22 protein-coding genes are annotated in these 22,005 nt (G+C 34.4%); 5 read left to right on the top strand and 17 right to left on the bottom strand.

The window, feature by feature from the left end:
- Positions 1-161: 161 nt before the first annotated feature.
- The 16 genes from raiA to AACZ92_RS06665 all read right to left on the bottom strand — a co-directional run bounded on the left by raiA (position 162) and on the right by AACZ92_RS06665 (position 16,836).
- Entirely contained in the window at positions 162-464 is a 303-nt protein-coding gene (gene raiA / locus AACZ92_RS06740) for a ribosome-associated translation inhibitor RaiA (protein ID WP_339698775.1), read from the bottom strand.
- Positions 465-487: 23 nt separating this feature from the next.
- Positions 488-1,378: a tyrosine-type recombinase/integrase gene (locus tag AACZ92_RS06735; RefSeq protein ID WP_339698772.1), complete on the bottom strand. Its 891-nt coding sequence runs from the start codon at positions 1,376-1,378 to the stop codon at positions 488-490.
- 175 nt (positions 1,379-1,553) lie between these two features.
- Positions 1,554-1,748, bottom strand: coding sequence for a 30S ribosomal protein S21 (rpsU, locus tag AACZ92_RS06730; protein WP_117157555.1), 195 nt, complete (start codon positions 1,746-1,748; stop codon positions 1,554-1,556).
- Positions 1,749-1,828: 80 nt separating this feature from the next.
- Positions 1,829-4,474: a hypothetical protein gene (locus AACZ92_RS06725; protein WP_339698767.1), complete on the bottom strand. Its 2,646-nt coding sequence runs from the start codon at positions 4,472-4,474 to the stop codon at positions 1,829-1,831.
- Entirely contained in the window at positions 4,458-5,204 is a 747-nt protein-coding gene (locus AACZ92_RS06720) for a GLPGLI family protein (RefSeq protein WP_339698765.1), read from the bottom strand. The genes AACZ92_RS06725 and AACZ92_RS06720 overlap by 17 nt, the downstream gene beginning before the upstream one ends.
- A 103-nt stretch (positions 5,205-5,307) precedes the next feature.
- Positions 5,308-5,847 (bottom strand): hypothetical protein, encoded by a 540-nt coding sequence (locus tag AACZ92_RS06715; protein WP_339698763.1) that lies wholly within the window; start codon positions 5,845-5,847, stop codon positions 5,308-5,310.
- A gap of 250 nt (positions 5,848-6,097) precedes the next feature.
- Positions 6,098-7,522, bottom strand: coding sequence for a carboxypeptidase-like regulatory domain-containing protein (locus AACZ92_RS06710; protein ID WP_339698761.1), 1,425 nt, complete (start codon positions 7,520-7,522; stop codon positions 6,098-6,100).
- A gap of 20 nt (positions 7,523-7,542) precedes the next feature.
- Positions 7,543-8,709 carry an acyl-CoA dehydrogenase family protein gene (locus tag AACZ92_RS06705; RefSeq protein ID WP_339698758.1) on the bottom strand — a complete coding sequence of 389 codons (1,167 nt, stop codon included), beginning with the start codon at positions 8,707-8,709 and terminating at the stop codon, positions 7,543-7,545.
- A gap of 76 nt (positions 8,710-8,785) precedes the next feature.
- Positions 8,786-9,661 (bottom strand): helix-hairpin-helix domain-containing protein, encoded by an 876-nt coding sequence (locus AACZ92_RS06700; protein WP_339698755.1) that lies wholly within the window; start codon positions 9,659-9,661, stop codon positions 8,786-8,788.
- A gap of 32 nt (positions 9,662-9,693) precedes the next feature.
- Complete coding sequence (locus AACZ92_RS06695) at positions 9,694-11,319, bottom strand: alanine/glycine:cation symporter family protein (RefSeq protein ID WP_339698752.1); 1,626 nt, start codon at positions 11,317-11,319, stop codon at positions 9,694-9,696.
- A gap of 107 nt (positions 11,320-11,426) precedes the next feature.
- Positions 11,427-12,437 carry an NAD-binding protein gene (locus tag AACZ92_RS06690; protein WP_339698749.1) on the bottom strand — a complete coding sequence of 337 codons (1,011 nt, stop codon included), beginning with the start codon at positions 12,435-12,437 and terminating at the stop codon, positions 11,427-11,429.
- Positions 12,438-12,514: 77 nt separating this feature from the next.
- On the bottom strand, positions 12,515-12,745 hold the full coding sequence (locus tag AACZ92_RS06685) for a PspC domain-containing protein (protein ID WP_339698746.1): 231 nt from the start codon (positions 12,743-12,745) through the stop codon (positions 12,515-12,517).
- Positions 12,746-12,803: 58 nt separating this feature from the next.
- Positions 12,804-14,084 carry a DUF2851 family protein gene (locus AACZ92_RS06680; protein ID WP_339698743.1) on the bottom strand — a complete coding sequence of 427 codons (1,281 nt, stop codon included), beginning with the start codon at positions 14,082-14,084 and terminating at the stop codon, positions 12,804-12,806.
- 46 nt (positions 14,085-14,130) lie between these two features.
- Positions 14,131-14,487, bottom strand: coding sequence for a DUF202 domain-containing protein (locus tag AACZ92_RS06675; RefSeq protein ID WP_339698740.1), 357 nt, complete (start codon positions 14,485-14,487; stop codon positions 14,131-14,133).
- A 73-nt stretch (positions 14,488-14,560) separates the two neighbouring features.
- Entirely contained in the window at positions 14,561-15,541 is a 981-nt protein-coding gene (locus tag AACZ92_RS06670; RefSeq protein ID WP_339698737.1) for a cysteine synthase family protein, read from the bottom strand.
- Positions 15,542-15,600: 59 nt separating this feature from the next.
- Positions 15,601-16,836 (bottom strand): FtsX-like permease family protein, encoded by a 1,236-nt coding sequence (locus tag AACZ92_RS06665; protein WP_339698781.1) that lies wholly within the window; start codon positions 16,834-16,836, stop codon positions 15,601-15,603.
- A gap of 10 nt (positions 16,837-16,846) precedes the next feature.
- Here AACZ92_RS06665 and AACZ92_RS06660 point away from each other — a divergent pair, with 10 nt between their 5' ends.
- The 3 genes from AACZ92_RS06660 to AACZ92_RS06650 all read left to right on the top strand — a co-directional run bounded on the left by AACZ92_RS06660 (position 16,847) and on the right by AACZ92_RS06650 (position 19,530).
- Positions 16,847-18,190 carry a DUF1343 domain-containing protein gene (locus AACZ92_RS06660; RefSeq protein ID WP_339698734.1) on the top strand — a complete coding sequence of 448 codons (1,344 nt, stop codon included), beginning with the start codon at positions 16,847-16,849 and terminating at the stop codon, positions 18,188-18,190.
- 61 nt (positions 18,191-18,251) lie between these two features.
- On the top strand, positions 18,252-18,914 hold the full coding sequence (locus tag AACZ92_RS06655) for a hypothetical protein (protein WP_339698731.1): 663 nt from the start codon (positions 18,252-18,254) through the stop codon (positions 18,912-18,914).
- Positions 18,898-19,530: a hypothetical protein gene (locus AACZ92_RS06650; RefSeq protein ID WP_339698728.1), complete on the top strand. Its 633-nt coding sequence runs from the start codon at positions 18,898-18,900 to the stop codon at positions 19,528-19,530. The genes AACZ92_RS06655 and AACZ92_RS06650 overlap by 17 nt, the downstream gene beginning before the upstream one ends.
- Positions 19,531-19,588: 58 nt before the next feature.
- Here the strand turns inward: AACZ92_RS06650 and AACZ92_RS06645 are convergent, their stop codons facing one another.
- Positions 19,589-20,080, bottom strand: a complete 492-nt coding sequence (locus tag AACZ92_RS06645; RefSeq protein ID WP_339698725.1) for a YkgJ family cysteine cluster protein — start codon at positions 20,078-20,080, stop codon at positions 19,589-19,591.
- A 238-nt stretch (positions 20,081-20,318) separates the two neighbouring features.
- On the opposite strand from AACZ92_RS06645, the gene AACZ92_RS06640 reads away from it, so the two are divergent.
- Positions 20,319-21,023 carry a class I SAM-dependent methyltransferase gene (locus AACZ92_RS06640; RefSeq protein WP_339698722.1) on the top strand — a complete coding sequence of 235 codons (705 nt, stop codon included), beginning with the start codon at positions 20,319-20,321 and terminating at the stop codon, positions 21,021-21,023.
- 136 nt (positions 21,024-21,159) lie between these two features.
- Positions 21,160-21,948, top strand: a complete 789-nt coding sequence (locus AACZ92_RS06635; RefSeq protein ID WP_339698719.1) for a membrane metalloprotease — start codon at positions 21,160-21,162, stop codon at positions 21,946-21,948.
- The last annotated feature ends 57 nt before the right edge of the window (positions 21,949-22,005 follow it).

The raw sequence follows: 22,005 nt of genomic DNA, 5'->3' as shown, positions 1-22,005 counted from the left end.
ACGACCTGCTGATTACAAATCAGCTGCTCTAGCCAGCTGAGCTACATCGGCTTTGAAGCCCTTTTCTAAGTTGAAAATTCAACATAAAAAAGTCCGCTATTTCTAACGGACTGCAAATTTATATAAATTTATTATTTAAAAAAATATTTTATCAAAAAAGTTTAAGAAAATGCTCTTTGTTTTTGTTTCCGTTTTTTTAATTGCCGCTGTAATGCATGTACACACTCATCTGTTCCCTCTTCAAAAGACTTAGCTTCTTTCTTGACTATCAAGTCATCACCAGGAATACTTAAAAGTATTTCCACATTTTTATTTTCCTTTTCACTGGTTTTTTGAACTTTTAAAAAAACATCGGCATAAATAATACGATCATAAAATTGTTCTAGTTTAGAAAGTTTCTTTTCAATAAAGTTGATAAGCTTACCATCTGCAACAAAATTTGGAGTTTGCACATTTACTTTCATAAGCGAAATTTTTAAGTTAATACTTATTTTGAATTGCGAGGATGCGAGTTTTGATACACTTGTTTTAGCCTTGCAATATTACTATGCGTGTAAACTTGCGTAGAAGCCAAACTAGAGTGCCCTAATAACTCTTTTACCGCGTTTAAATCTGCACCTTCATTTAAAAGATGAGTAGCGAAAGAATGTCGCAGAATATGCGGACTTTTCTTCACCTTTTCAGACGCTTTACTAAAGTAAGAATTTATCACCCGATAGACAAGCATTTCATATATTTTAACGCCCTTAGCAGTCAATAATAAATAATCACGACCTTTTATTTCTTCTAATTTTAAACGCTCAGCTTTATACGCCAAAGCTGTTTTAATTACCGTTGATAGCAATGGTATAATACGTTCCTTATTACGCTTTCCTAAAACCTTAACTGTTTTTGATGTTTCAGAAATAGCTCCAATTTTTAAATTTACTAATTCAGCCCGACGCATACCCGTAGTATAAAAAAGCTCGACAATTAATTTATTTCGGATGCCTTCAAACCCTTCTGCTTCTTGAAGCAATCGCAATACTTCGTTTATTTCTTTTTCTGAAAAAGGAACTTGTACTTTTTTTGCAGTTTTTAAAGCTTTATGCTTAACTAACGGACTTACTTCTATTTGTTTTGTTTTCAGCAAAAACTTGTAATACGTTTTTAACGAGGAAATTTTACGATTCACACTTCGGTTAGAAACTCCGTTATTTACCAATGCAATAATCCAGCTACGGATAATTGAATAGTTTACGGTAGCTATTTCAGTATATTCATATGCTGCTGAAGCAAATTCTAAAAAACTTTCTAGATCTTTTTTATAAGCCGTAACGGTATGAGGAGAATATTTCTTTTCTAAAGATAAATAATCGATAAAAGCTGAAAAAGGCATATTCAAGTAACGATTTTAGAAGTACGTGATACGAATTATGGGTTATGTGAAGGTACTGAAAATTCGATGAAAAAAGCTAAAATGAAATGGTATTTCATAAAAAAATCCGTTGGAAATTTCTTTCCAACGGATGTATGGTTTAGAGTTGACAGAAAACTTCTGCCTTCTCAGGAATTTAAATTTCTTCCTGATCTCTTAAATTCTGAATATATTCGGCTTTTTGGATTTGCGCTCTGCGTTTAACAGATGGCTTGGTAAACTGTTGACGTTTACGTAGCTGACGCATCGTTCCTGTACGGTCAAACTTACGCTTGAAACGCTTTAACGCTCTATCTATATTTTCGCCGTCTTTTACTGGTATTATTAACATAGTGTCATCACCCCCTCTCTTTAGGTCGGCAAAGATACTATTAAATTTTAAATTGACGAATTACAAATTACGATTTTTTTTCAGAAAACATAATTTACCGATACAACAGCTAAACGTGGAATAACAGATACTTCTTTTTCGTATAGAAAGTTCGTGGTAACATTCCTACTAGAGAAAGATTCATTGTTAAAAAGGTTTTTTAAAGAAAATCCGAACTCAAATTTAGAACTTTTGGGTTTATATTTTGAAAGTATCGATGAGTACAAAAACCCCTCACTCGTGTCATAATTTATATATTCATTTTCAATATTTATTGTGAGTTTTTTGCTAAAAAGGGTTAAACCTGTATTAAAATACCCGGAGAAATTACTTATATGGGTTTTAGTAGAACCATTGACTCCATTTTCTTGCCTGCTCAAAGTATAATTGTAAAGAGCACCTAAGGATACTTGAATTGAATTTGAAAGCGAAGTGCCTAAATTTAACCTAATCCGGTAATTATGAATATTGTTAAAAACACGATTTGAAGATACAATATTATCATATTCCTTATACGAGTAACTTGGCAAGAGCTCTACTGTAGAAAAGAAATCTTTAAAAAATTTATTGAAACCAAATTGTATTTTGAGGTTTTTAAACTTGTTTTCTTTTTCCACAACTTCGTTTAGATAGTAATTTTCATAAAAGACCAAATTATCTATTAATGGCTTTTTACCAAAATCATATTGTAAACCGGCACTAACCTCCAAACCAATTTTATCAAAACCATAAAAAGCATTCAACCCAAAATTATTGGATAGATAATAAAGATTGTCTTGGTTATTGTTTAAGTAAAAGTAATTACTGTCTTTTAACAACGCAACTTTGCTTCGGTCAAAAAAGTCATAGAAAGATATTTTCCTTTGAAATTGAAAATTGAAATTGAGTTCGTTAAATTCACTTGTGATTTTCCTGAAAGCATATTGTACATCTGGAGTAAATTCAACGTTTGCGCTATTCGATGCGTCCCAATCATTATTCAAAATTGAAGCTTTTGCAAGTATTGAAATATTGGAATGTTTTTTAAATAAAGACCAATGCAATTGTGGTGATAGGTTTGTAAGTTTTCGTGTATAAACGGAATCATCTTCAAAAAATGCAGTAGTAAAATTTATATTTGACTGTTGGTTGTAATTTGTAAACAAAAGTGCCGTAGTTATAATGTTATTCGTTGAAAATTTATAAGCATAATTAACCCCAAAATTGCTTTTGAAAACTCTATAACCAATATTTTGTTCAATAAAACCCGTTTGCAAACTATCAAGAAAAAAAAGGTTGTAATTGTTTTCAATTATATCATTTTCTTCTATTTGCGAAATGGAAGTGTTATTAAACAAAACCAAAGCTGCTTTATTGCCCAATTTTTTGGTATAATCTGCCATAAAACGAACCTCAGGGTTATTGATCTCTCCCGAAAATTTAAACGGGACATCATTTTGCACTCCAGATTCAGTTATAAGACGGTTTTTGTTTTTAAACTGTGTTCGTAGCAATAACTTTTCGCGATCACTGTAGTTTTTTGAAAATTCCAGTCCCACCTTAAAATTCTCCCGCTTATTACGACTGTTTTGATTGTTGAATATATCAATACCTGAACGATAGGGAAGTAGAGCTTCTGAAGTAATTGAGCTTATTTTATCATTATAATAGGTAATATTGGACTTTAATTTACTGTCCTTGTCAAATTTATAAGCTTGGTTTGTTGAAACAGTAAAATCACTGTTTTCAAGTATATTTAAAGTATTGAACAAGCTAAGGCGCAATTGGTTGTCATAACTTCCTTTTAAATGTATAAAGTTGAGCTCATTACTGTTTAATAGTGGCTGTTGATTATTTTGGAGATTTTTTGAAGACACTATATTTCCCAATGAAAATTCACCAACATTATTATATCCTACTGTATTGATGGTTTTTAATTTTTCTGAAATGGAAATGAGCGTGGTCTTCATATTGTACCTATCTTCAACGCCATAGCCCAGCTTGCTATTGCCTTTTAGTTTGTTTCTGTATTTTTCTTCGGTTTTAAGGTTAAGCGCAACTTTATTGTCCCTCTCAAAATTTTTTAATACTTCGTTTTCAGTATAACCTTCGATAACCTGTATGGCTTTGGCAGCTTCTTCCCCAAGATTTTTAGATATAATTTGATAGTCTTTTCCAGTTATATCATCCCCATCAATCAAAATATTGGAAATTTCCTTATTTCGGTACCTAATTGTCCCCGTTAATTCATCTATTGCAATCTCAGGAATGTTTTGGATAAGGTCTTCAACCGTAGTGCTTGTATTGTTTCGAAGTTTATTTGCACCATACGTTACCGTATCGTCTTTTGTGCGGATGTAACTTTTCTCTGATTTTAAAATTACCTCTTCTAAATATTCAGGTTTTTCCTGTTCCGGTATTAAATAGTAAAAAGCACCTATTGGTTTTTTTATTTCAGTTTTAAATGACTCGAACCCATTTTTCCTGAAAACAATAGTAACATTCTTTGCTTTTTTACTCGCTATTACAAATTCGCCTTTTGCATTTGTTTTACCATAAGCAATAATGGAATCGCCACTAAAAATAGATGCAATCACATTTGAAAGTGGCTCTGAAGTCTTGTTATTATAAACTTTTCCAGTTATTTTTTGCTGTGAGTAAGCAAAAACCGAAGTAAGAATAAAAAATAAACTAATCTTCTTTGCCATAAGACAGCTCAATAGGGTTTGTAGGGTTTTTAGTCAACGTATAGCCTCCTGGCTTACCTCCAGAGCTGAGCCATTTTGCTTCACCCTGCTTTTTCATTTTTTGAAACTCAATGTCTTCCGCTGTTTTAAATTTTTCAAAATCGAGATAGGTTCCATCATTATTGAAGGTAATGATTTCCTTTTTATCTTTTAGCGGCATTTCTATGGATTTGAACAAAAACTGGTAGTCATTATCATCTGAAACAACTTCCAATATCATTCCAGGTAAGCCTGAGAATTTCCAAGGACCATCACTAAAAGGTATTTTTTGTGTAAACCAAGCATTGTAATTTCTACCTCGAAAAGTTGTTGTGGCAAGCCTGCATTTAAAAGAACCTATGCTTTTTATACTATCTTTTATTTTCCAATTAAATTTAGGTAGCGGTTCTTTTGTTACATAGGGCTCTGTATTTACCAGCTTTCGAATTTGTATGGTATCCAAGGCGAAATCTTTAAAAATCAGGTTTCCAATTTTATCTTGAACATAATACCCATCCCTGAAGTTTACCCCGTTCATATAAACGATTGGTTCTTTCCCTTTAGAATCTATAAAAACAGAATTGTTTTCAGAAAAAAATAAAGTAGCTTGTCTGTTTACTTTTTCAAACGTATAATGTGAAATATATTCATAGGTAATTTTACCTTCTGCGTTATTTTTAGTTTGTGAAAAAGAAGAAAAAGTAAATATCAAAAATATACTTAATAAACTATAACACTTCATGCTGACATTATTAAAAGTTAAATGACCCCGTAAATTACAACGAATTCACAGGATCATTATTTTGTTTATAAAATTAAACTCTTTCAGTTACACCAACTTTTTCAAAAAATGTATTGAGCTTTAGTTTGGTATTTTCAGAGCTTATTTCGTAAAGCGATTTATAATACAAGTCCCTTTCTTTATGATAAGCCGGGGCATCTTTACTTTTTAAGCCTTCAATAGCATTGCCTAAATGTAAATAAGCCTTATTGGCATTGTTATCTTCAGCTTCATAAAGCATATAAGCCAAGGCTTTCAAGTTTTTATATTGTTTTTCACTAATTGAAACGTCAATTTCAGGTACTTCGTTATAGCCTATTGGATCAGGATCTGGATTGGGTTCACAATCACACTGAAGCGTACTGCAAGAGCACACGCAATCACCTGACCCTGAACAAGAGGTAGTTCCGCATTCTGCATAACAACCATCACCAGCAACTTTTGTATATAAAACATCGGAATATTCTGGAAATGAAAAGTCATCACCAGAATTAATAGTATCAATTGAAGTATTGGAGGATAATCCTATAACTCCAATAATTGCAACGAACGAAAGTAAAATAAGTTTTTTCATAATAAAAAGATTTTAAATTAAACATCTGATTATCAATAAAACTACCCCCCCCCCAATGTGTTAAATCCAAATATATTTTGTTAAAATTTTAAATTTAAAGAAGTTTTTTAAGAAGAATATCGTAATATCTCTTCTGTATTATCATTTCAAGAGGGCTTCTGTAAAACCCTATTTCTAATTTATTAATTGAACTTAGATAAATTATAATTTTGAAAATCGTAAGTCCAAAATCGTACATCGTAAATCTACCCTACTGCTTAAACAACGAGGCCCTTTTGCTTAAATCTTGGATGAGCTGCTCTTCTTCATTACTCTCTAACAATACATTGTAGCTTTTCCAGAATGTTGCGTTATATGGTCTGGACACAAAAATATCAGAAGACCAATTATTTTGTGTTGCCTGTTGAACTTGTAACGGGTCATCAACAATTTCAGTAAAAAGTATTTCTTGTACCGTGTAGTAAAACTGTTCTTCTTTATCTGCTTGGGCTTTTTCTTCGTCTATCTTATCGGATGAGCGGTTTCCAACCTGTACCAATTTTGGGGTTTCATAGTATATGTAACTAGGGTACATTTTATCGTTGTATTCTTTATAGGTGAGTTCCAGTTTATGGTTTACCAACGTGTCAAAAAGGCTTTTACTTCTTCGTTTTTGTGCGGTAGAAGCAGCTACCAATTCATATTCTATCTTCTTAAAAGCGTAATTGTCCCAATAAATATAGAGCCACCCTTTAGGTTCAAACCCTTCATTATAGATATTTTTGGTGTTCAGGCCAACATAATCTTCACCTTTTAAAATTTTAATTTTATATAGCTTTCTATCATTATCCACCAAAACCGTATCAAGCGTAAATTGATGTGTTTTAAGCACATCTTCCCCAAAAAGTGCTCCAGTGGCATTTGCATTTCTAATTAAACTGAGCTTTCCTTTAAACAAGTTATCCAAGCCGTTTACGCGTTCGTCGTTCCATTTAATGGCTTTGACCAAAGAGGCTGTTTCAATAGTATCTCTTCGAAGTGTCTTTGATTTTATATTTACTTTATGTTCGTGGTACTTTAAATACGATGTATAAGCAAACAGGCTATCCACATCTCTAAGGTCATAGCTTTTTCTAATTTCGTCTATATTTACCTGCAAGTTCTCCTTAGCGCCGGAAGCATAACTGGAATCGTATAAGGTCAATGCCGCTTCAATAAGCCATTTAAACTCTTTTTTGTTACGCTCTTTATGCCTTAAAAATCCTTTCTGCAAATAAGGCTGTTCTGGTAAGTTATCAGGTAATTCCTCAATGGCCCGCAACACGATTTCGTTTCCTGTTTTAGGTCTAGTTTCAGCAATAATCATTACTTCATCTAACGAAGCGATGTCTTCTTCCAAGAAAATATCCGCGGAACCATCAAAATCCTTTACTGGGGTTTTATAGCTCTTAAAACCTATGGATGAAATTACGAGCGTATCGTTTACATATTTTTCAGGAACAGTCAATGAAAATTTCCCATCGGTATTGGTAATAGTTCCAATGGTTGAATTTTGCACATAGACACTGGCACTTTCAATGGGTAATAGCTGTGTAAAATCAACTACTTTTCCTTTAATTTCTGTTTGGGAAAAAAGCTGTAAGCTTAATAAACACAAAGTTGCACTAAAAAAATATTTTAGAAATGATAAACGCATGATTGATGTTTCAGTAAAGGTTAAGTCGCCGGTTTGTATTCTACTCCGTCCATCACCATTTTGGCAATAATTTCACGTAGTATCTCTGAAGTTCCTCCACCAATAGGCCCCAATCTACTATCCCGTGCTAAACGTGCCAATGGATAGTCTTCCATATAACCATAACCGCCGAGAAATTGTAGACAGTCGTACATCACTTCATCGGAAACTTTTGTAGAAATCAATTTGGACATCGTGGCTTCCTTTACCACATATTCGCCATCGTTAAGCCTTTTGGTAGTTACGTAGTTAAACGTTTTACACACTTCAACTTCACTAGTTAATTGTGCTACTCTATGACGAAGCGCCTGAAACTTAGAAATAGATTTACCAAAAGCAACACGATCTTTCATGTACTGTATGGTATACTCCAAAGCAAATTCACTACGGGCGTGAGCATTTACCCCCATTATCAAGCGTTCTAATGCAAAATGCTGCATAATATAAGGGAAACCTTTATTTTCTTCGCCCATTAGGTTTTCAGCAGGAATTTCTACATTATCAAAAGCTATTTCACCTGTATCACTAGCTCTCCAACCTAGTTTATCTAATTTTGTGGAAGAAATACCTTTGGTATCGCGATCCACCACAAAAATACTGATGCCTTTATTACCAAGCTCTGGTGACGTTTTCGCAGCGACTACTAGGTAATCACTATACACGCCGTTAGTAATGAATGTTTTAGAACCATTAATAACATATTTATCTCCTTTTTTAACTGCTGTGGTTCGCATGCCTCCTACATCACTACCTCCAAAAGGTTCAGTTATACAGAGACAACCTATCTTTTCGCCAGCAATACTAGGGGCCAAATATTTTTCTTTCTGCTCGTGGTTTCCTTCTTTGTTTAAGTGTGTCTGTGCTAAATAAGCATGTGCCCACATAGCAGCTGCAAAACCGCCTGAATTTACTTTCTGAAGTTCTTCTAGAAAAATCACCGTATAAAATAGATCTAAATCTAAACCACCATATTTCTCTGGGTAGTTGATTCCGAAATAGCCCATTTCACCAAATTTTTTCCAAATGAAGCGTTCTATATCACCGGTTTTTTCCCACTTTTCAATGTGTGGTACTACTTCTTTCTGCAAAAAATCTCGAAAGCTTTTTCTGAAAAAATCGTGTTCTTCTGTAAAGTACATGCTACTCATATATAATTGTTTCGTTTTTTATTGTTTTTCTTTGAAATGCATCTTATTTCTGCACTTCAATGTATAGAATCATTGATCACTCCGCATACAAATATAACTGAATTAGCTGTAACTTACTTTTTGAGAGCCCTTCAATTTTCTGCAATTCTGAAATGTCTGCTATAGTTTCTCGAAGTTTCCTGTACTCCCAAATCTTTTTTGCTAATTCAAATGAAATATTAGGAATGGTTGCAATATCAGATGCCGAAGCAGTATTGATATTCATCTTATCAATCTGTTTTGGGGTTTTCACTGTAAATTGAAGCAAGGCGCGTTTTACTACAGTTGCATCAAGACCATACACATTATATAATTGTAAATCGTCTGCAAACCCTCCTAGCTTTTCCCTATAGTTTATAATTCTGTCGCTGTAGGCCTCTCCTATTCCACTTACCTGCTGCAATTGCTGTCTTGTTGCTTTATTTAGGTCAATTTTTTGGGCGTAGGGCTTTTCAGTACTGTAATTAGTATATCTTTTCTTTTTTGGCTTAGGGTTAGTAACCCACTCTGGAAATTTAAAATAAGGGCTTATTTCAGCTAACAACGAATCAGAAATTTGTGTTACTTTCTTAAAATCTGCTACAGAATTAACCCATTGATCCTTGCTTCGGAATTCCTTTAAACGATCATATTCTTCAGTAGAAAGACCAAGTGTATATGCTTTATAATCGGTTATGAAATTGGGGTTAAAAGGATATATTTTTGGTTTCTTAGCTTCTGCTTCAGCAGCACGTAACGAGTCTAATTCTTCTTGTATTATTGCTATTTCTTCCGAAGTTGTATCAAACGTAGACTTTTCAGAAAAATCTATAAAAAAATATGTGCATAACAAGCCTAGTATTAACAATAGTAAAAGTAAAACCCCACTTCGTTGAGTTCGATTGAACTTGAAGTGGGGTTTTATTGTTTTCATATCTCCCAATTATTAGTTATGGATGTTACATTCTAAATATGCTTTGTTTGGTCTTCTGCTCCGCTATCTAGTGCATCTTCCTTTTTACTTATTGCGTTCATATATTTTTTAAGTTCTTTTCTTACTATAGGTGTTAATAATATTACTCCAATAATATTAGGAACCACCATTGCAAATATCATCGCATCTGAAAAATCTATAACAGAACCAAGGCTTATTGATGCTCCTACTACTACAAATATTAAGAATAAGAATTTGTAAACCATGTCTGTTATTTTTCCTTTCCCGAATAAATATTTCCAACCTTGCATACCGTAATATGACCAAGAAATCATTGTAGAGAATGCAAATAATATAACAGCAATAGTTAATACAATAGAAAAGTGTGGTATTACCGTATCGAATGCTGTTGCGGTTATTTCAACTCCTTCTGTAATTTCGGTTCCGTATTCCATAAAGCCTGCCTCATAATTTGTAATAATAATTACTAAGGCTGTCATAGTACAAATTACTACTGTATCTACAAAAGGTTCTAAAAGTGCAACAATACCTTCACTGGCAGGATATTTTGTTCTAACTGCAGAGTGTGCAATCGCTGCCGATCCAACTCCAGCTTCATTTGAAAAAGCTCCGCGACGAATACCTTGGATCATAACACCAATTAATCCACCAGCTATTCCTAAGCCCGAGAAAGCTCCATCATAGATAAGTCTAAAAGCATCTCCTATGTGATGATAGTTTGCAACTAATATTATAACTGCAGCCAACACGTAGACACCAGCCATAAATGGAACAATCTTTTCGGTTACAGATGCTATCCTTTTAATTCCTCCAATAATTACAATGGCAACTAAAAATGCCATTCCTAATCCAAAGTACAGACCTGCATTAGGGTTTGAAAACTCAAAAAGCTGTACAAATTGTGCGGCTGCTTGATTTGCTTGGAACATGTTTCCACCACCAAAAGAACCTCCTATTACAAAAATTGCGAATATAACGGCAAGTATTTTACCTAATCCGCCCATTCCTTTTTCACCTAACCCTTTTTTCAAGTAATACATTGGGCCTCCATACACAGTGCCATCTGGTCCTACATCTCTATATTTTACACCGAGTGTACATTCTGCAAATTTTGAAGCCATCCCTAAAAGACCAGCTAATATCATCCAGAATGTTGCCCCAGGCCCTCCTATGGATAATGCTACAGCAACACCGGCAATATTACCCAATCCTACTGTGGCGGAAAGCGCTGCGGTTAGTGCTTGAAAGTGAGAAACCTCTCCTTCTGCACTATCATCTCTCATCGTTTCAATTATATTTTGACCCTCATTTGGTGTAGAATCACCATATAAAGTATCGGCACCGTGTTTTTCAATATCTTCATATTTTCCCCGAACAACTTTAATTGCTGTCCAGAACCCTGTGAAGTTTATTAACTTAAAATAAATAGTAAAATAAGTAGCTCCTCCTATTAGTACAATTAAAACCCATGGAATTTGAAACTCTTCAGAAAAAGGAATTTCATAAAAAATGAACTCTACAAACCATCCTGTATACTTTTTAAAAGTAGCATCTATATTAGCTGAAGTACTAGAATCTTGAGCGTATGTTAATAATGGGGTTAAAATTGCAAATAAGGAAAGAAGTAGCTTCTTCATTTTTGTTTTTAGTTAATTACTATTCGATTGAAAAAAATTTGTCTTGGCAATATGCTAAAAAAAATGGCGTATTTCAAACATTTATACGTTAAAAAATTAACAGTTTCTTAAACGTTGTATAATTTTTTTAGGTTTTTAATTTGATCAGGTCTTCCAATCAGTATTAAACTAGAACCTTTTTCAAGTTTCATAGATGGCTCAGGATTAACGATATATTCTCCTCCTGAAGCTTTATATCCAATTACTGAACAGCCAGTTTTATTTCTTATATCTAATTCTAGAATTGCTTTTTGAATGCCGTCTGGGCAAACGTTTTCAAAAGGTATCTGCTCCACATTAATACTATCTTTTTCTCCTGAAACCGAAAGGTTACCTAAAAATTCCACCAAGTTTGGGGTTACAACTAAGTTCGCCATATGGTCACCCCCTATTTTGTCGGGCATAATTACATTATCAGCTCCTGCGAGTTTTAATTTTTGGTAACTGGTTTCTTCACTAGCACGGCTTATTATTTTTAATTTTGGATTCATCTGCCTTGCAGAAAGCACAATAAAAAGATTATCAGCATCACTAGGCAATGCACATATTATAGTAGACGCCTTTTCAATTCCGGCTTGCAATAAAACTTTATCTTCATTGGCATTTCCAGTTATAGCTAAGATATCAGTTTCAGAAAAACGCTCCACTATCTGTTCGTCAATTTCAATAACTACAAATTCTTTTTTATAATCATTTAGTTTTTCAACAGCTTGCTTTCCATTACGCCCATAACCACAAACGATGACGTGGTTACGAAGTAAGTCTACTTGTTTTTGCACTCGTTTTTGTTTTAAGTTACCAATATTATTTTTACTTAAAATATATTCCGTAATTACTGAAATTGCATACCCGACTATAAATATACTTGAAAGTATGAGAAGAGAGGTAAACATTTTTTCAAAAGGCCCTAATGGGCGAACTTCTTGAAAACCAACCGTAGTAATACTTATTACGGTCATGTAAATAGCATCAATCCAAGTATAACCGGAGAAGAACCTGAACGCTAAAATCCCTATTGAAAAAACAAAGATTAAAAGAAAGACCGCTCCGTATATTTTTGAATTGACTAATCTTTTCATCCGTATAGTTTATTTAATAAAGCGGAAAGTAAATCTTAGATTTTTCATCATCATTTATTTTCACTTTATAAAAGATATTATAAATCGAAAACCGAGGTGCGTTTAGCGTACACTAAATCTTTTAAACGCAACCAAAAAGCAAATGTTACATAAATTGCAAACCCTACGCCTAATGTTGCGAAGGAAAGATAGATAAAAAAAAGGCGTACATTTTTTACTCGTATTCCTAAACGATCGGCCAAACGTGAGCTTACATAAAAACCACGTTTTTCAAAAAAATACCGTATGCGGTATATTGCTTTTAACATACTTGCAAAATACTATTTTTTCGCTACATTCTTAAAGTTAGGGTGTAATCATACCAAATTAAGTTTTTCTTGTAGATAAAACGGCATTACCTACCGCGCACTGTAAACACTTTACTTTATCACAATATTCGTTTTTTAATTGAAGTAAACTCTGCGATTCTAATGCGTTTTTTGCAATTGGTTTTAATTGGTTGAATTTTTTAATAATATTATTTTCTTCCTTATCTATGGAAGAAGTAAGCTGGATAAGCTCTTCGGATATATCTTTTTTAATAGAATTCGCGTAACAAAACTTTAGTGGAATAACCGTATTGATAAGCAGTAAGTCGATAAAAGATTTAGTGAGTTTCTTTTTTCTTTTTGTTGAAACCACTCCAAAGTTATAATGAGTATTCCAATATTCTGAAGCAGTGACATTGAAAACCTCATAAAACATTGATTTTTCTGAAATAGAAATAAGTTTTGAGAACAATTGCTGTTGCTCTCGATACAGCATCGCCAATTGCGATAAACGAATTGTAGGAAAATTTGGAGGCCGTAACCTAAAATATTTAGGCGCTACAACTTCAGCATTTGAAAGATGAAATTTATGCGCCAAATAACTATACGTTTTATAGAGCTCTTTAAGATAAGGGTCTTCATTACTCGTATGTAATAAACCTCCTTGCCCTAAAAGTAAAGCTTCCAATTCCAACGGTTTTTCCGCACACTTTTTTATTACTGAAAATTCAATCGATTGTGCTATGCTATAAAAAGAGTCGCCATTTACTTTTAAACCAAAATTCTTTGCAAGCAATTTAAATAAAACAGCTTCCCAGTGATTATTGGATTCTTTCAATTCTTTTAAAATCAACTTAGATTTTTGTTGGAGTCGTTCAAAATACAAGCGTTCTAACCAATTGTTTATTGTAAAATCATCAACCTTTGAAAAATCTTGCTCACAAGGAATCCATTGATTTCTTTTCGAAACTAGTTTCCGGTACTTTTGTAACGTGTAATCGTTTATAACATTCTTAATCTCTACTGTTGGAATCGAGGCGTCATTTTTCGTAAAAACCTCAGCATCGTGTTCCCAAACCACGTGTAGAATTACAGAATCGTAAGCCGTATCTTTTTCGTGATGGTGCGCATACCAATCTGAAGATTTTATATGAATTTCAACATTTCCCGCCCATAATTGATCTCCTATTGAAAGTTTCGCATTAAAAAAGTCGGGGCCAGAATCGTGATTATGCCGCCCTACAGAAAGTATTTTCACAGGCTGTCCGTCTGTAGTGTTTAGTTGAGTGGTGGTAAATTTCTGAAACTTCCACAAGTAATGCAGAAAATCTTCTTTCATGATTAGAAAAAGTTACGGGGAGTTTCAGTAACGAATATACACTTTATTATGAAGCTGTACTATCTGAGCTTTTACCAGAGTCTTCAGGAATGGTATCGGTAAACAAAACCCGATGCCATTTATAAAGCCTTCTGTTTAAGACAATGTAACGCATAATACCAACCCCCAAAAAGACGATACAAACCACCAGAGCGACATACCCTAACCAGCGAATACTTTGAAAATCTTTAAGACCTAATAATGCCAAGCCACCTAACAATAGGTATAAAGAAGCTTTTATGTAAGCTAGGAGTGTTCGTTCGTTCGCAAGCTTGGTACGCTCTAAAGCGAGTATTTCGCGCGTGTTTACAGGCACTGGTTTGGTGCGTAAATATTTAAACAATTTTTGTGCTTCACGTTTCATGACTCTCTAAAAGTAAAAAAATCCCGCTCCAAATACAATGGAACGGGATTTATAAATATAAATTTCTGAAAAATTATTCAATAAAACCTTGCTCACGCATCCAATCGTCATTATAGATTTTGGCTACGTAGCGACTTCCATGGTCGTGAAATAAAACAACTACCACATCGTCTTTGGTAAATTCTTCTTTTAACTGAAGCAAGCCTTTCATAGCTGCCCCGGCTGAATTTCCTAAAAACATACCTTCTACTTCCGCTAATTTTCGTGTATAAACCGCTGCATCTTTATCCGTCACTTTGGTAAAGCCATCAATAATATCAAAATCTACATTGGCTGGAAGAATATCTTCGCCAATTCCTTCGGTGATGTATGGGTAAATTTCATTTTCATCAAATTCTCCGGTTTCGTGGTATTTTTTAAAAACACTTCCGTAGGTATCGATACCCCAGATTTTAATGTCAGGATTCTTTTCTTTTAGATATTTACCAACACCACTAATGGTTCCGCCAGTTCCAACACCTACTACAAAGTGTGTAATTTTCCCTTCGGTTTGTTCCCAAATTTCTGGTCCGGTGCTTTCGTAATGTGCTTTGGCATTACTTGGGTTGTCATACTGATTTACATACCAACTATTTGGAGTTTCTTCAGCTAAACGCTTAGAAGTAGAGTAATACGAACGAGGATCGTCTGGTTCTACATCGTTAGGGCACACCACTACTTCACTTCCTACAGCTCGTAAAATGTCCATTTTCTCCTTACTCTGCTTATCGCTGATTACGCAAACCATCTTATAACCTTTCACGATTGCCCCCAGTGCCAGACCCATTCCAGTATTTCCTGAAGTTCCTTCAATAATAGTTCCGCCAGGTTTTAAGCGACCATCGGCTTCGGCTTCTTCAATCATTTTTACTGCCATTCGGTCTTTCACCGAATTTCCAGGGTTAAATGTTTCGTATTTTGCAAGGACTAAAGCAGGGATTTCTTCCGCTAGTTTATTAATTTTCACCAATGGCGTATTGCCTATAGTCCCTAATATATTTTCTGCGTATTTCATAGCTGTATTTTATGCGGGGCAAAGGTACGGTTTAGCCAAATGAACTACAAGATTTTATATTATTCAAACCGAATGGCTTTTACTGGGGAGATTTTAGCAATAATATAAGATGGTATTAACAGCATCAATAAACATAAAAGAAAAGTACCGCCATTCAACAGTAAAATGTACCCAGCATCAATATATACAGGTGCTTCGGTAACATAATACGTGTCTGGGTTTAATGGAAATAGTTTAAAATATTTCTGAATAAATAAAAGTCCCAATCCTATTAAGTTTCCCCAAAATAACCCCACGCCAATTAGGTACATGGCGTTATATATAAACACTTTCCGCACGCTCCAATCGTTACTGCCCAATGCTTTTAAAATACCGATCATTTGAGTGCGTTCTAAAATCAACACTAGTAAAGCGGTAATCATATTAATTCCAGCTACTAAAATCATGATTCCGATTATAAGAAAAATATTGAAATCAAACAGATCGAGCCATTCAAAAATAGCCCCATATTTTTGCCGAATGGTTTGTGTATCGAGTGTGCTGGCAGTCTCGTTATATACCGCATTTCCTACCTCTTGAATGTTATCAAAGTCATCAACAAAAACTTCAAAAGCACCTATTTGGTCATCGTCCCATTTGTTAAGGCGTTGAATGTGGCGAATATCTGTTATTAAATATTGCTCATCAAACTGCTGAAAACCGCTATTATAGATTCCGACTATTTGTAAGCCAAGGCTTCGTGTTTTCTTATTTTCAGCATCTTGTAAAAAGAAAGTATTTACTCGATCTCCAACCTTAAAGGTCAATCGATTAGCCAGATATTGTGAAATTAAAATTTCATCGTTTAGGTTTTCAGAATAATTAGGCAACCTACCTTCAATTATAAAATCACTGAAAGCATTCCAGTTGTAATCATCACCAACACCTTTTACCACAATACCTTCAAAATTTTCGGCAGTTCGAATCACACCACCTTTTAAAGCAGTAACCTGTATATGGTCGATACCGTCAACACTCGGAAAGTTAGGATAAAAATCTTGATTTTTTGAAATAGGAATTTGCGAGTCGTTGGAGAAATTAGTGTCAAAATTGGTGATTATAATATCTCCGTTAAAAGCAGAAACTTTTTCGCGAATTTTTTCCTGAAGCCCAACCCCCGTGGCAATAGAAACCAACATCATAATAATGCCAATAGCAATTGCCGTGATGGCAATTTTTATTATTGGTGCCGAAATACTACTTTTATAGTCCTTGGAAGCAATTATGCGCCGGGCGATGAAAAATTCGAAATTCACAAATTGGGTTATGCAGTTATTAGTACTCAAAAATACAGTTTTCATTCTGCTTTTCAGTTTTTTTTCCTGCGGAACTTCAGTTACCGAAAAAGAGCCTGTAAAACAAAGTACACTCGAACAATATATTGAAGTAGGAGCAGATATAAAAGAAGATAACGATCGAGATCTGGAACGAAAGAGAAAAAGAGCTGAAAACAACAAAAAATATGAAGTAGAAGTTGGAACCCTTAAAACAGAAGACGGAACGCTAGCTGAAAAGTCTATCATGGTTGGTGCAGATCAATTTTCATTGTATTCTGAAATGCTAAATAATAAATCGGTTGGTGTAGTTGCGAATCAAACGTCGAGAGTGGATAACAATTCTAAACACTTAGTGGATTTTTTAGTTTCTGAAAACATCAATTTAAAAAAAGTATTTGCCCCAGAACACGGGTTCCGAGGAAAAGCAGATGCCGGCGAAGTAGTTAAAGATGGTGTTGATACGAAAACTGGATTGCCCATTATTTCGCTCTACGGAAAAAACAAAAAACCATCTCCTACACAAATAGAAGGAATTGATATCATGATTTTTGATATTCAAGATGTAGGCGCGCGGTTTTACACCTATATTTCAACTTTGCATTATGTGATGGAAGCCTGTGCCGAAGCGAATATTCCTGTCCTTATTCTAGATAGGCCAAACCCTAACGGACATTATATAGACGGTCCTGTTTTAGAACCTCAACACTCTAGTTTTGTTGGTATGCACCCTGTACCAGTTGTTCACGGAATGACGATTGGGGAATATGCAAAAATGATTAATGGTCAAGGATGGTTAAAAAACAATGTAAAAGCTGAACTTCAAATAATTAAAGTTAAGAATTACAACCACCAAAAAGCATATTCGTTACCCGTAAAACCGTCTCCCAATTTACCGAACGACACGGCCATTAGCCTCTACCCCAGTCTCTGTTTTTTTGAAGGAACCATTGTTAGCGCCGGTCGTGGTACCGATATGCAGTTTCAGGTTTTTGGCGCACCTTCTTTGCCTTCAAAATTTTATCCTTTTACGTTTACGCCACAAGCTAATGATGGAGCGAAACACCCTAAGTTTAAAGGTGAAACTTGCAATGGATTAGATCTTCGGAAACAAAAAAATCTAGATAAGCTGAATCTAGAATGGCTTATTGAAGCGTATGTAGGCTTCGGAAAGAAAAAAGACTTTTTCAATAACTTTTTCACCAATCTTGCCGGTACGACCAAATTACAAGAACAAATAGAGAATGGGTATACGTATCCTGAAATTAGGGCCACTTGGTTAAGAGATCTTGAAAAGTATGATATGATGCGGAAACAATACACACTTTATGAATAAAAAACTTCTTTTTTGAATAAGGAAGCATACTTTTTATATTTTAGTAAAAAATACACACGATTTGAAAGTACAAATACCTCTTCTCTTCTTTTTAATAAGTATAATATTATATTCTTGTGAACCAGAAATTAAAGAAAACGAGCGGACTGCCATTGAAGGTACTGTTATAGACTTTGAAGGAAATGCGATTCCCAATACCCCTATAAAGGTTAAAACCCAAAACTTGCTATTGGGAGAAGGTAGTACTGATAACATTGGAAGTTTTAAATTTACTTCCCTACAATCCAAATTTGATGAATTAACTATTAATGTGAATACAGAAGGAGGTAACTCTTCCTTTGGGACATATTCTATTATTTATAGCAATAAGCGACTTCAACAAGGTTATAACCTTTCAGATATCACCTTACGTAGAAAAGCAACACTTCTTTTCAATATTGAAAAAACTAGTAGCGAAAACAATACATTAAATTGGTCCCTTCAATATACCGAACCCTTTTGTGAAATTTATGATGACGAAGAAACCAGTCAAAATACAAGTAGATGCTACGAAACCACCTCTTTAATTGAGGTTTTAGATACTACAAATCCAAATTTTGAATCTGAATTTTTTTCGGTACAAAACTCAACTGTACAATTTACGTATCAACTTAATGATGCGGAACCTCAAACTATTTTAATAGAACTTACTGAAGCAACCAATTTCTATGAATTTGAATACTAAGCTACTTTTAATTGCGCTATGCATTGGTTTTATCACCGTTGCCAAGGCCCAAGAAGAAGAGGAACCTCTAGAACAAAAGAGTGATATTGTACAAGACGACCATTACGCTATGTTTAAAATTGGCTATTATAACCCAATTGCCTTCGGGGATAATTTTGCAAATGAAGCTCTTGAACAAAAAGGTGGTGTAGAGTTTTCGTTTCTAGCGAATCTTTTTGATACTCCTTTTTTAATCGGGCTGCAATACAACTATTTTCACAGTAATGTAACAAACCAGCAGTTAGTTGGTACTTATAACGACTCCAAGATTCATTCCTTTGGACCGCTTTTGGGATACCAATTATTGTACACCAATACGTGGCGCGCTAATATAGCTTCTGGTGTAGGTATTACACATTATCATAATAGAAATTCAGGTGATAATTTTAATGATACTGCAACTACATTGTGGATAATCCCGACGGTGAGCTATCACCTCAACAAAACCGTAGGAGTTTATTTTTCAAGTTCTTATCGAAGAGACTTTATGAATATTAAAACTCCAGCGCAACTAGACTCCTTCTTTAAGTCGGCCAATTATATAAATCTTAGCCTTGGGCTGCATATTCTTATTTAAAGAGATGTTTCTTTTATAAAAACAAGCAGGATGCGATTTCTCCTTTCGTTCGAAATGACTAAGGCAATCGTTTTTTCATCTCTTCCACAATATTGAACGCCGCTGGACAAATGGCTACATTTTTTAAGGTTAAATTTGAAATTTGCTGGAATTTCTTCCGGTCCGTATGCGGGAATTCTTTGCAAGCTTTTGGTCTAACGTCGTAAATGCTGCAGTAATTATCTTCGCCTAAAAACGTACACGGAACGCTTTGTAACACATAATCGTTCTCTTCATCCATCTGCAAATAGGTTTCAATAAATTTGCTTGGTTTCATCTTAAAGTGCTTGGCAATTCGCTCAATATCCTTTTGGGTAAAAAGCGGGCCGGTCGTTTTACAACAGTTTGCGCAAGTAAGGCAATCGGTACGTTCAAACTCTTCATCGTGCAACTCTTGCATGAATGAATCTAAGTTTTTTGGCGGTTTACGCTTCAGTTTTTTAAAGAACTTTTTGTTCTCGTTATGTGTATCTTTGGCGCGTTGCGGGAGTTGTTTTAGGATTTCTTCCATAGCAATGGCAAAAGTACAAATTTTGAAGTACGAGGTACGATTTACGAATGACGAAATATAGATACGGTGGCTGAGTGATTTTATGGGAAAACTTTTATTAGAAAACAGCAAAAGCTTTGACCCATAAAATTGTATCGAAGCCACGATTTACGATTTTTAAATGTTAAATGATATTTGATGAAAATAATAATATTCACAAATTTCATCAACTCATCAACTCACAACCCAGCAACTCATTATGACTGATATTATAGGCACCGCACTACTTGATTATTACCACGGAAATTATACGGAAGATATACTAACCGAAACCAATATCACTGAAGAAGACGTTATGCCTCTTCCCTACTTATTCCGAAGTTATGCTGAAATGCCACAGGTTGAACAAAAAGCGCTCGATTTATCGTATGGAAAAACATTAGATGTTGGGTGTGGTGCAGGCAGCCATTCGCTATACCTTCAGGAACAGGGATTAAATGTAACCGCAATTGATACTTCAAAAGGAGCCATTGAAGTCTGTAAACTTCGAGGCGTTGATCATGTGGAGCATATTGATTTACTTGAACTGGAAAATAAAAAATTTGACACCATATTATTGTTGATGAACGGCACCGGTGTTTTTCAGAAACTGGAATTTGTTTCAAAATATCTTCAGAAATTAAAATCGTTACTTACTTCCGACGGCCAAATTTTAATTGATAGTAGTGATTTAAAGTACCTTTGGGATGCTGCAGATGAAGAAGGTTTAGATATTTCAGAAGCGCATTATTACGGCGAGTTGGAGTTTGTGATGAAATACAAAGGTGAGGAAAGTGCTCCATTCAGTTGGATTTACTTAGATGAAGCTCTTTTTAAAAAAAAGTGCCAAGAGAATGGATTTAATTTTAAGGTTGTACATAGAGGAGAGCACCACGACTATTTGGCAAAACTCACAAATAAATAAGATATATAGATTGAAAGGGTTTTTAAACTATTTCGGCTACATACTGAATTACAAGTAAAAGCGTTAAAATAAAGCTACCCATTTTTAAAATATTCATTTTAAGGGTATGTTTGCTATAAATATTAATGATTATATTATGAAATTTCCCCTTACTACCCTATTCCTTTTCTTTTTTTCAGTGCTTTTATTTACTGGTTGTAAGGATGACGACTCAGATAACGTAAATGATCCTACCGCCGAGAACAGAAAATCTTTAGGAACTTCGGCAGAGGATATACTTTCCAACGATATTTATAATAGTCTTACCATTGAATTTGTTTACGCAAATGGTTTTGAGCCAACAGAAGAAACCAAAATTGCAATAACCTCTTTTTTAAACGAACGCGCTACAAAACCCAATGGTATTATAATTAAAGAAACCGTCATTGAAACACCAACAGGTGCTCCTTTTGATATAGATGAAGTAAAGGAAATTGAAGAAAACAACAGAACTGCTTATACAACAGATGATGATTTGGCCGTATATGTTTTCTTTTCCAATGGAAATTCGAACAAAGATACTGATAAAACGGTAACATTAGGTACGGCTTACCAGAACACGTCTATTGTAATCTACAAAAAAACACTTCAAGACTTAATTGACAACAATCAAGGGTCAGACTTGACAACTCTTGAAATTACGACCTTGCAACACGAATTTGGACATATTTTGGGACTTGTAAATATAACTGATGATGACATTCATCCTGAAAATCACGAGGACTTAGATAATTCTCGCCATTGTGTAGTTGAAAATTGTTTAATGTACTTTCAAGCTACCAATACAGAACGCAGAGAAGTGGCTCGTTTTCTAGAGCGTAGAGGAACAGTCCCACAGTTAGACTCACTTTGTATTGCTGACTTACAAGCTAAAGGAGGGAAATAGCTTTAGGCTTTAGGCTTTAGGCAAAATCATAAAAGTTGAAATACAAACTAGAAAAAT

Origin of the sequence: uncultured Marixanthomonas sp. (assembly GCF_963974425.1) — a bacterium.
Taxonomy (GTDB): Bacteria; Bacteroidota; Bacteroidia; order Flavobacteriales; family Flavobacteriaceae; genus Marixanthomonas.
This window is presented reverse-complemented; position numbering and strand designations above follow the sequence as displayed.

Bases quoted from the DNA above. Each gene is read 5' to 3' on its own strand.
- raiA (WP_339698775.1), bottom strand. From the start codon at position 464: ATGAAAGTAAATGTGCAAACTCCAAATTTTGTTGCAGATGGTAAGCTT.
- AACZ92_RS06735 (WP_339698772.1), bottom strand. From the start codon at position 1,378: ATGCCTTTTTCAGCTTTTATCGATTATTTATCTTTAGAAAAGAAATAT.
- rpsU (WP_117157555.1), bottom strand. From the start codon at position 1,748: ATGTTAATAATACCAGTAAAAGACGGCGAAAATATAGATAGAGCGTTA.
- AACZ92_RS06725 (WP_339698767.1), bottom strand. From the start codon at position 4,474: ATGGCAAAGAAGATTAGTTTATTTTTTATTCTTACTTCGGTTTTTGCT.
- AACZ92_RS06715 (WP_339698763.1), bottom strand. From the start codon at position 5,847: ATGAAAAAACTTATTTTACTTTCGTTCGTTGCAATTATTGGAGTTATA.
- AACZ92_RS06710 (WP_339698761.1), bottom strand. From the start codon at position 7,522: ATGCGTTTATCATTTCTAAAATATTTTTTTAGTGCAACTTTGTGTTTA.
- AACZ92_RS06705 (WP_339698758.1), bottom strand. From the start codon at position 8,709: ATGAGTAGCATGTACTTTACAGAAGAACACGATTTTTTCAGAAAAAGC.
- AACZ92_RS06700 (WP_339698755.1), bottom strand. From the start codon at position 9,661: ATGAAAACAATAAAACCCCACTTCAAGTTCAATCGAACTCAACGAAGT.
- AACZ92_RS06695 (WP_339698752.1), bottom strand. From the start codon at position 11,319: ATGAAGAAGCTACTTCTTTCCTTATTTGCAATTTTAACCCCATTATTA.
- AACZ92_RS06690 (WP_339698749.1), bottom strand. From the start codon at position 12,437: ATGAAAAGATTAGTCAATTCAAAAATATACGGAGCGGTCTTTCTTTTA.
- AACZ92_RS06685 (WP_339698746.1), bottom strand. From the start codon at position 12,745: ATGTTAAAAGCAATATACCGCATACGGTATTTTTTTGAAAAACGTGGT.
- AACZ92_RS06680 (WP_339698743.1), bottom strand. From the start codon at position 14,084: ATGAAAGAAGATTTTCTGCATTACTTGTGGAAGTTTCAGAAATTTACC.
- AACZ92_RS06675 (WP_339698740.1), bottom strand. From the start codon at position 14,487: ATGAAACGTGAAGCACAAAAATTGTTTAAATATTTACGCACCAAACCA.
- AACZ92_RS06670 (WP_339698737.1), bottom strand. From the start codon at position 15,541: ATGAAATACGCAGAAAATATATTAGGGACTATAGGCAATACGCCATTG.
- AACZ92_RS06660 (WP_339698734.1), top strand. From the start codon at position 16,847: ATGCAGTTATTAGTACTCAAAAATACAGTTTTCATTCTGCTTTTCAGT.
- AACZ92_RS06650 (WP_339698728.1), top strand. From the start codon at position 18,898: ATGAATTTGAATACTAAGCTACTTTTAATTGCGCTATGCATTGGTTTT.
- AACZ92_RS06645 (WP_339698725.1), bottom strand. From the start codon at position 20,080: ATGGAAGAAATCCTAAAACAACTCCCGCAACGCGCCAAAGATACACAT.
- AACZ92_RS06640 (WP_339698722.1), top strand. From the start codon at position 20,319: ATGACTGATATTATAGGCACCGCACTACTTGATTATTACCACGGAAAT.
- AACZ92_RS06635 (WP_339698719.1), top strand. From the start codon at position 21,160: ATGAAATTTCCCCTTACTACCCTATTCCTTTTCTTTTTTTCAGTGCTT.